The organism is Actinotalea ferrariae (assembly GCF_019733465.1).
GTDB lineage: Bacteria > Actinomycetota > Actinomycetes > Actinomycetales > Cellulomonadaceae > Actinotalea > Actinotalea ferrariae_A.
Window position 1 is genome coordinate 1 of sequence record NZ_JACVQL010000305.1, and the last position, 8,760, is coordinate 8,760.

Genomic DNA, 8,760 nt, shown 5'->3' on the forward strand with positions numbered 1-8,760 from the left:
GGCCGGAGCTGCCGCGTGCTCGACCCAGCGGCGGCCCGCCTCGACGGCGGCGCCGGCCGGGTCCGGCGACAGCTCGGCGAGCCGTGTCGCCAGCACCTGGGCGAGCAGCTGGTAGTTGCGGTCGCCGTCGGGCGCGCCCGTGGCCTCGTAGACCTCGCGGGGGCGGCCGGGTGTGCGGCGGGGCTCGGTCCGGCGCACGACCCGACCGGTGCGCACGAGCACGTCGAGGTGCGCGCGGACGGTGTTCTGGTGGAGGCCGACGGCCGCCGCGAGCTCCGCCACCGACAAGGGTCCGGGACTGTCGCGGAGCAGCCCGAGGAGCGCCGCACGCCGCGCACCGGGCGGCTGGCGGACGGCGGGGTCCGAACGGGGGACGGGCACGGTTGCATTTTCTCCATGAAGAGGCGTAGAAACAAGCCGGAACGACCCGTTCCCACGCTGCGCCGACCTGCGCCCGCCGACCTCCGGGAGACCGCCGTGACCCTGCCCGAGCTCCAGCTCATCGCCACCACGACCGACGAGAGCGCGGGTGCCTGCGGTTGCGGCGGCTGCGGGTGCGGCGGAGCCGAGGCGGACGGCGCCGGCGTGGCCGCCGGTGCTGCCGGAGGCGCGCAGGCACGTGCGGGCGAGGCCGGCGCGGAGGACCTCGACGTGCGGCGGCTCCTGCCGCCCCAGCGGCACGCCCGGATCCTCGAGGCCGTCGCGGCGCTCGAGCCCGGCGAGGCGTTCGTGCTCGCCAACGACCACGACCCCAAGCCGCTGCGCTACCAGCTCGACGCCGAGGAGCCGGGCCAGATCGAGTGGACGTACCTCGCCGAGGGGCCGGAGCTGTGGCGCGTGCGGATCGCCCGCGTGGCCGGTCACTGCTGCTGAGCCCTGCTGCGGGCTCGGCCGGGGCGTGTCGGCGGCTGCCGACATACTGGCCGCCATGCAGAGCGCTCCCCGTGCCGTCGCCGACCACCTGACGGAGGTGCTGGCGCTCGTCGCGCCGCTGCCGGCCGTGCGGGTGCCCGTCGTGGACGCGGCGGACCACGTGCTCGCCGAGGACGTCCACGCGCCCGAGGCGCTGCCGCGCTGGGACAACTCCGCGATGGACGGCTACGCGGTCCGCGCGGACGACGTCGCCGCGGCGTCCGACGCGGCCCCCGTCCGCCTCACCGTCCTCGCGGACCTGCCGGCCGGGAGCGCGGCGGAGCCCGTCGTGGCCCCGGGCACGGCCGCGCGCATCATGACGGGCGCGCCCGTGCCTCCCGGCGCGGACTCCGTCGTCCCGGTCGAGCGGACGGACGCCGGGACCGACGTCGTCGCCGTCCGCGCGCCGGCCGTGCTCGGCGCCCACGTCCGGCGCGCCGGGGAGGACGTCGTGGCCGGGGAGCTCGTGCTCGCCCGCGGCACGCTGCTCGGCCCGACGCAGGTCGCAGCGGCGGCCTCGGTCGGCTGCGGCGACGTCGTCGTGCACCGCCGCCCGCGTGTCGCGGTGCTCTCGACGGGCAGCGAGCTCGTCGTCCCCGGGACGCCCGTGACGCGCGGGCAGATCCCCGACTCCAACTCCTTCCTGCTGGCGGCGGCGGTGCGGACTGCGGGCTGCGACGTCGTGCGCGTCGGCGCCGTGCCGGACGACGCGGACGCGCTGCGCGCAGCGCTCGACGAGCAGGACGGTGCGGTGGACCTGGTCGTCACGTCGGGCGGCGTGAGCATGGGTGCGTACGACGTCGTCAAGGAGGTGCTCGCGGGCGAGGCCGGCATGTCCTTCGTCGCGGTCGCGATGCAGCCCGGCAAGCCGCAGGGGCTCGGCCGTCTGCGCCGCGGGACGCCGATCCTCGCGCTGCCGGGGAACCCGGTGAGCGCGTTCGTGTCGTTCGAGGTCTTCGTGCGTCCCGCCCTGCGCGTGCTCCGTGGCCTCGCGCCGGGCGGCGACGACGAGACGGCGATCGCGCTCGAGGGCTGGTCGAGCCCGCCGGGCCGGGAGCAGTACATGCCCGTCACGCTCCGCGGGACGGCCCGGCGTGGGGACGGTCCCACCGTGGCGGGCGTCCGGCCCGCGGTGCGGGGAGGGTCGGGCTCCCACCTCGTCGCGGGGCTCGCGCGCGCGGAGGCGCTGGCGGTCGTCGCGGCCGACGTCGAGCGCGTCGAGCCCGGGGATAGGGTGCGCCTCATGAGGGCTCAGCGGTGATGGGCTCAGCGGTGATCGGCGTAGGGCGACGGAAGGTGCGGCGATGACCTTCACGCACCTCGACGACGCCGGGCACGCCCGCATGGTCGACGTCACCGGCAAGCAGCCCACGGTCCGCGAGGCGACCGCCGCAGGCAGCGTCCGCTGCGCGCCCCACGTCGTCGCCGCCCTGCGCTCCGGCGACGTCCCCAAGGGGGACGTGCTCGCCGTCGCCCGGATCGCCGGCATCAGCGCCGCCAAGCGCACGGCCGAGCTCCTGCCGCTCGCGCACGTCATCGGCGTGCACGGCGTGGTCGTGGACCTCGAGGTGGTCGACGAGGGCGTCGACGTCACCGCGACGGTCCGGACCGCCGACCGTACGGGCGTCGAGATGGAGGCGTTGACGGCGGTGAGCGTCGCCGCGCTCGCGGTCGTCGACATGGTCAAGGGGATGGACAAGAGCACGTCGATCGCCGACGTGCGCCTCGTCGCGAAGTCCGGCGGGCGGTCGGGGGACTGGCACCGCCCGTGACGTTCGACGTGCTCGTGCTGGCGGGCGGGGAGGCCCGTCGCCTGGGCGGCGCGAGCAAGCCCGACGTCGTCGTCGCCGGCCGCACGCTGCTCGACCGTGCGCTCGACGCGGCTCGCGGGGCCCGCCGCGTCGTGGTGGTCGGACCGCCGGGACTCGCGCGCCCGGGCGTGACCGTGGTCCGCGAGGACCCGCCGTCGGGAGGGCCGGTGGCCGGGATCGCCGCGGGCCTCGCCGCGCTGGACGGGCGCGAGGGTGTGCCGGCCTCTGCGCCGTCCGCCGCGCCGTCCGACGACGTGCCCGTGGTCGTGCTCGCGTGCGACGTGCCGCTCGCGGCGCTCGCCGTGCCCGACCTGCTCGCGGCGCTCGGAGAGGGCGCCGACGGGGCGCACCTCGTCGACGCGGGCGGCCGGCCCCAGCTGGTCGCGGTCTACCGGCGGGCGGCGCTGCGCCGCGCTCTGGGTGCGCTCGAGCGCGACGGCGGCGTGCACGGCGTCGCCGTGCGCCGGCTGCGCGAGCGGCTCGCCATGGTGGCCGTCGCCGATCCGGACGACCAGGGGGCCGACGCCGACACGTGGGACGATGTCGAGCGCCTGGACGCGCTGCTCACGGCGCGGTCCGCAGGCCCGCCCGACCGGAGGGACACCATGGACGCGGAGACCAGCCCCGACGCCCCGACGCCCACCGCCGACGCGCTCCTCGCGGTCCCGCCCGCGGGGCCGGTGCTGCGCGGCAGCGACCTGCACCGGTGGGTCGTCGCGGTGGCCGACGTCCTGGGCGTCGACCCCGACGCGCTCGACGTCGACACGCTCCTCGACGTCACGCGCGACGTCGCGCACAGCGTCGCGCGACCCGCGGTGCCGCTCACGGCGTTCCTCGCCGGCTACGCCGTCGCGACGAGCGGGGGTGACCGCGAGGCCTTCGACCGGGTCGTCGACCGCGTCGGCGCACTCGCCGCCGAGTGGGCGGCGGCGGTCGAGGAGGCCGAGGAGCAGGGCGCCACAGGCGGCCCCGGACCGGCGGGCGCCGTCCCGCCCGCGCTGTGACCGCCCTCGACCCGGCCGGCGGGCCCGTCACGACGACGTCGTCCGTGACCGTGCGCTACTTCGCCGCTGCGGCGGAGGCCGCAGGCGTCACGACGGAGCCCGTGCCCGCGGGCACCGCGGATGCCGTGCGCGCGGCCATGGTCGCGGCGCACGGGGCCGACCTGCAGCGCGTCCTGACGTGCTGCACCCTGCTCGCCGACGGGAGGCGCGTCCAGGGGGACGACGTCGTGCCCGCGGGCGCCACCCTCGACGTCCTCCCTCCGTTCGCGGGCGGCTGAGCCCGGGCAAGTACTTGCCAGGTGGGAAACTAGTTGCTTTGATGGGTCTCGAACCGCACAGCACCACCGGAGGAGACCCATGGACACGCACGAGCCGCACCCGATCGACCAGCGCGAGGCGCAGCAGCAGCTCGCCACCATCGAGGGGCGCACGCTGGCCTCGGCCCGAGACCGCCGGGTCCACGCCGTCGGGACCGTGGTCTACGGCGTGACCATCGGCCTCCTCATGGGTGCGCGGAACATGGTGTCCGAGAGCCAGTACCTGCTGCTGTCGCTCGTCGCCGTGGTGGTGCTGCTCGCCGAGTTCCTGCTCGTCGAGCGCGCCGCCCGGACCGTCCCGCGCCGCGCGCGCCGATGGTCCAGGATCGGGTTCGCCGCGTCCTTCATCATCGCCCTGGTCCTCGTGACGCCCTGGCTCAACCTGAGCGCCCAGACGGCGCCGAACACCTGGCCCATGGTGCTCGTCGCGGCGCTCGTCACCGCCGCCCCGAGCGTCGTCGCCGGTGCCGTGATCGCCCGAGGTGGCCGGTGAGCGCGTCGCCCGGTCAGCACGCCCGGCACCGGCTCGACGAGGTCATCCACGCGCCGGTGCGCCTCAGCATCGTCGCGGCCCTCGCGCAGGTGGACGAGGCGGAGTTCGGCCACGTGCGGGACACGATCGAGGTCTCCGACCCGACCCTGTCCAAGCAGGCCGCGCAGCTCGAGGCCGCCGGCTACGTCACCGTCCGCAAGGGCTACGTCGGCAAGCGCCCGCGCACCTGGCTGTCGTTGACGCGCGCCGGTCGTGAGGCCTACGAGCGGCATCTCGAGGCCCTGCGCGCCATCGCCGGCGGCGCCTGACGACCGTCGGCGCCGCGGCGCCCTCGTGATGCGGGTCGTCCGGCTCGTGCCGGTGTCCCGTGCGTGCGGGGAGTCCGCGTCGTCCGGTTCCCGGGCGTCCGGGCGTCCGGGCGTCCGGGCGTCCTGGCGTCCGGGCGTCCCTGGCGTCCCGGGCGTCCCGGGTGTCCCGCGGGGACGGCATCGACTTCTCGGGCGGCCGCACCGAACCGTGTCAGTGCCCCTTCGTACACTTGTATGAGTCCGCGGGAGCGACAACGGTGGGGGTGACGGCATGGCGGCAGGCATCGACGTCGGCGGGCCGACGGACCTCACCGAGGCTGCGCTGACTGAGGCACTGGGCCGCCTCGCGGCCGCCGCGGCGGACCTCGCACGGCTCGCTCTCGGTGACGTGGCGGGCCCTCCCGCCGCTGCCGCACGGCGCGTGCTCGGGGTCGTCGAGGGGCAGGTCCACGCCGCGAAGGCGATGCTCCTGGCGGCGGTCGAGGCGGACGGGCGGTGGGCAGCCGGTGGCGCGGACCGCACCCTCCCCGGGTGGGCGGCACGACGTGAGGGCACGAGCTTCGGCGCGGCCCGCCGTGAGCTGGTGCTGGGCCGCACCCTCGGACAGCTGCCGGCGGCGAGGGCTGCGGTCGTGACCGGTGAGATCACCGCCTCCCACGCGGACGTCCTCGCGCAGGTCGCGCTGAGCTCGCCCGCCCGTCAGGCCGCGCTCGGCAGCGACCTCCCCGACCGGAACGAGGCGTTCCTCGTCGAGCGGGCGCGTCAGCTGCCGGCCGACGACTTCCGGAGGTTCGTCAACCGGTGGGCGGTCGCGATCGACGGGCAGGCCGCTGAGCAGGAGCACACCGCGGCGGTGGTCAAGGAGTCGCTCGTCCTGGGCAGGCGCCCGGACGGGCTGGCCATCACCGGCTTCCTGACGCACGAGAACGGCGAGCTGCTGGCCACCGCGATCCGCGCGGTCGCCGGCGTCCCGGCGAAGGACGACGACCGGTCGCTGGAGCAGCGACAGGCCGCCGCCCTGAGCGGCGCGATGCGGCTCGTGCTCGACAGGGGCCTGGCCGGGAAGGGCGCGCAGATCCGCCCGCACCTCAACGTGCACGTGACCCTCGAGACGCTCGAGCGCGTGACGGCCGACGTGTCGGCCGGCTTTGGCCGCACGAGCGCCACGGCGACCGGGCTCGAGCCCGAGCTCGTGACACCGGCCGAGCTCGACTCCGGTGAGCCGCTGCCCGCCTCCGTGCTCGCGCGCCTCGCGTGCGATTCCGAGGTCACGCGCATCGTGTTCGACCCCGACGGTCAGGTCCTCGACGTCGGGCGCGCCGAGCGCACGTACACCAAGCAGCTGCGACGCGCGATCATCGCCCGTGACCGGCACTGCCGGTACCCCGGCTGCTCCGCTGCCCCGAACCTCGGCGAGGTGCACCACATCCGGTGGTGGGACCACGGTGGTCCGACGTCGATCGCCAACGGCGTCCTGCTGTGCTGGTACCACCACGACCTCGTCCACCGGCAGGACCTGCGCATCGAGCGCGTCCACCGCGGCTTCGCCTTCACGCGCCCCGACGGGCGCCAGGTCGGCGGCGCGAGCACCGGCACGTCGCCACCGGATCCGTCGCCCTCGTCGACATCGCCACCGCAACCACCGCGGTCATCCTTGCCACCACCACCACCACCACCACCACCGCCACCGCCACCGCCACCACGGTCGACGTCGACGTCGACGTCGACGCCCTCGCCGAGGCCGGGGCGCGTCCCGTCACGACCACCCGTCGGGCCGTCGGCGACCTCGCGCGCGCCGGAGCGACAGAGCTGGACCCGTCGCGCACCGGCGCAGCGGCGGAGGGCAGCGACCACGGCCGACGCCCGCGCGGCCGAGCCGTCCGGCCAGGCCCTGTTCGACGTCGAACCCTCGCCGGGTGAGGTGCTGCCCTGATCAGCCCCTAGGGGCGGGTCTGCCCTCGGCCGCCGTCCGGTCGGCAGGCGCAGCTCGGCCGCGGAGTCGCAGCTCGGCCGCGGAGTCGCAGCTCGGCCGCGGGGTCGCAGCTCGGCCGCGGAGTCGCAGTTCGGTCGCGGCGTCGCAGGTCGGCCGCGGAGTCGCAGCGCGGTCGCGGAGTCGGAGCGCGGTCGCGGAGTCGCCGTCAGCGGTCGGCGGCCCGTCAGCCGCCGATCGCGCTCATCGGGCGGTCGGGCTGCAGGAACGTCGGGTCGTCGATGTCGTGCCCCGGCTTCTTGCCGGCCAGGCAGCGGCGGATCGCCGCGGCGAGCACGGCGTCCTCGGCCCCCTCGCGCAGCAGCGTGCGCAGGTCCGTCTCGGTGCGCGCGAACAGGCATGAGCGCAGCTGGCCGTCGGCCGTGAGCCGCACGCGGTCGCACGTGCCGCAGAACGGCGCCGTCACCGACGCGATGACGCCGACCGTCGCCGGACCGCCGTCCACGTACCAGAGCTCCGCGGGCGCCGACCCCCGCCCGGGCACCTCGCTGAGCTCGAACGCCGTCCGCAGCGACGCCAGGATCTCGGCCTGCGTCACCATCGCCGTGCGGTCCCACGTGTGCCCGGCGTCGAGGGGCATCTGCTCGATGAACCGCATCTGGTAGCCGCGCTCGACGGCGTACCGCACCAGGTCCACGACCTCGTCGTCGTTGACACCCCGCATGGCCACGGCGTTGAGCTTGATCGGTGCGAAGCCGACCGAGTCCGCGGCCGCGATGCCCGCGAGCGTGTCGTGCAGGCGGTCTCGCCGGGTGAGCGCGCGGAACCGCTCGCGGTCGAGCGTGTCGATGCTGATGTTGACGCGCGCGAGGCCCGCGTCGCGCAGGGGCGCCGCGAGTGCCGGGAGCCTCAGGGCGTTGGTCGTGAGGGACACCTCGGGCGCACCGCCGGGGCCCTCGAGCGCGGCCATCCGGCGCACGACGTCGACCACGTCCGGCCGCAGCAGCGGCTCGCCGCCCGTCAGCCGGATCTCGGTGACGCCCTGCTCCACCGCGACCCGGGCGATGCGCACCAGCTCGTCCGTGCTGAGCATGGTCGAGCCGGCCAGCCACGGGACCCCCTCGGCCGGCATGCAGTAGGTGCAGCGCAGCGAGCAGCGGTCGGTGAGCGAGATCCGCAGGTCCCGGTGCACGCGGCCGAAGCGGTCGACCAGCGGCGCGACGGCGGTCATGCCGACCCCACCCACACGTGCGAGCCGTCGGCGAGGACCTCGCGCTTCCACACGGGCAGCTCCGCCTTGACGCGTTCGACGAGGTCGCGGCACACCGAGAAGGCGAGCTCCCGGTGCGCGGTCGCGACCGCCGCGACGACGGCGGCCTCGCCCACGCGCAGGAGGCCGACGCGGTGGCTCACCGCGACGCCGAGGACGCCGTCGAGCGCGGCGGCCTCGTCCGCGAGGCGAGCGAGGACCTCGCCGGCGTCGGGGTGTGCGGAGTAGTCGAGCGCGACCACCTCGCCGGTGACCGACGGGTCGTGGTCGCGAACCTGACCGACGAAGGTCGCCACCGCGCCGGCGCGGACGTGCTCGACCGCAGCGAGGTGCGCCGTGACGTCGAGCGGGTCCTGCGTGACGGCCGCGAGGCGGGCGCCGGGCGGCGAGGTGCGTGCCGTCGTCATGAGTGGTCGCCGCCCGCCAGCTGGTCCAGCAGGTGGGGGAGCAGGGGGACGAGCACACCGAGGCCCTCCGCGACGCCACCCGGCGAGCCGGGCAGGTTGACCACGACCGCGCCCCCGTCCGTCACGCCGGCGAGGCCGCGCGAGAGCACGGCGCTCGGCAGGTGCGCGGCGCCCGTGCGCCGGATCGCCTCGGCGAGGCCCGGCAGCTCCCGGTCGACGACGGCGCGCGTCGCCTCGGGGGTCCGGTCGCGGGGGCCGACGCCGGTGCCGCCGCTGCTCACGACGACGCGGGCGCCGTCGGCCAGGGC

At 76.4% G+C, this 8,760-nt stretch carries 12 protein-coding genes; 8 read left to right on the forward strand and 4 right to left on the reverse strand.

The features are described 5' to 3' along the window. Nucleotides 1-381 (reverse strand): helix-turn-helix domain-containing protein (locus tag ICW40_RS18415; RefSeq protein ID WP_221655455.1); only part of this gene is annotated, 381 nt, incomplete at its 3' end. Nucleotides 382-396: 15 nt separating this feature from the next. On the opposite strand from ICW40_RS18415, the gene ICW40_RS18420 reads away from it, so the two are divergent. The 8 genes from ICW40_RS18420 (at nucleotide 397) to ICW40_RS18460 (ending at nucleotide 6,778) form a co-directional block, all read left to right on the forward strand. After that, complete coding sequence (locus ICW40_RS18420) at nucleotides 397-873, forward strand: DUF2249 domain-containing protein (RefSeq protein ID WP_221655456.1); 477 nt, start codon at nucleotides 397-399, stop codon at nucleotides 871-873. Nucleotides 874-928: 55 nt separating this feature from the next. Continuing rightward, nucleotides 929-2,173, forward strand: coding sequence for a molybdopterin molybdotransferase MoeA (locus ICW40_RS18425; protein ID WP_221655457.1), 1,245 nt, complete (start codon nucleotides 929-931; stop codon nucleotides 2,171-2,173). Nucleotides 2,174-2,216: 43 nt separating this feature from the next. Next, the gene (moaC, locus tag ICW40_RS18430; protein WP_221655458.1) at nucleotides 2,217-2,684 is read left to right on the forward strand and encodes a cyclic pyranopterin monophosphate synthase MoaC; all 468 of its coding nucleotides are present in this window, start codon (nucleotides 2,217-2,219) and stop codon (nucleotides 2,682-2,684) included. Next, nucleotides 2,681-3,727 carry an NTP transferase domain-containing protein gene (locus ICW40_RS21220; protein WP_308121903.1) on the forward strand — a complete coding sequence of 349 codons (1,047 nt, stop codon included), beginning with the start codon at nucleotides 2,681-2,683 and terminating at the stop codon, nucleotides 3,725-3,727. The genes moaC and ICW40_RS21220 overlap by 4 nt, the downstream gene beginning before the upstream one ends. Further along, nucleotides 3,724-4,005, forward strand: a complete 282-nt coding sequence (locus ICW40_RS18445; RefSeq protein WP_221655459.1) for a MoaD/ThiS family protein — start codon at nucleotides 3,724-3,726, stop codon at nucleotides 4,003-4,005. The genes ICW40_RS21220 and ICW40_RS18445 overlap by 4 nt, the downstream gene beginning before the upstream one ends. Nucleotides 4,006-4,084: 79 nt before the next feature. Further along, entirely contained in the window at nucleotides 4,085-4,537 is a 453-nt protein-coding gene (locus tag ICW40_RS18450) for a hypothetical protein (RefSeq protein WP_221655460.1), read from the forward strand. Further along, the gene (locus ICW40_RS18455; RefSeq protein ID WP_221655461.1) at nucleotides 4,534-4,845 is read left to right on the forward strand and encodes a winged helix-turn-helix domain-containing protein; all 312 of its coding nucleotides are present in this window, start codon (nucleotides 4,534-4,536) and stop codon (nucleotides 4,843-4,845) included. Before ICW40_RS18450 ends, ICW40_RS18455 begins: the two co-directional genes overlap by 4 nt. Nucleotides 4,846-5,116: 271 nt before the next feature. After that, the gene (locus tag ICW40_RS18460) at nucleotides 5,117-6,778 is read left to right on the forward strand and encodes an HNH endonuclease signature motif containing protein (protein WP_221655462.1); all 1,662 of its coding nucleotides are present in this window, start codon (nucleotides 5,117-5,119) and stop codon (nucleotides 6,776-6,778) included. A 223-nt stretch (nucleotides 6,779-7,001) separates the two neighbouring features. Here the strand turns inward: ICW40_RS18460 and moaA are convergent, their stop codons facing one another. The 3 genes from moaA to ICW40_RS18475 form a co-directional block, all read right to left on the reverse strand. Then, entirely contained in the window at nucleotides 7,002-8,006 is a 1,005-nt protein-coding gene (moaA, locus tag ICW40_RS18465) for a GTP 3',8-cyclase MoaA (protein ID WP_221655463.1), read from the reverse strand. Then, on the reverse strand, nucleotides 8,003-8,452 hold the full coding sequence (locus tag ICW40_RS18470; protein ID WP_221655464.1) for a molybdenum cofactor biosynthesis protein MoaE: 450 nt from the start codon (nucleotides 8,450-8,452) through the stop codon (nucleotides 8,003-8,005). The genes moaA and ICW40_RS18470 overlap by 4 nt, the downstream gene beginning before the upstream one ends. Then, the coding region (locus ICW40_RS18475) for a molybdopterin-binding protein (protein ID WP_260459438.1) at nucleotides 8,449-8,760 on the reverse strand (312 nt) is incomplete at its 5' end. The genes ICW40_RS18470 and ICW40_RS18475, both read right to left, overlap by 4 nt.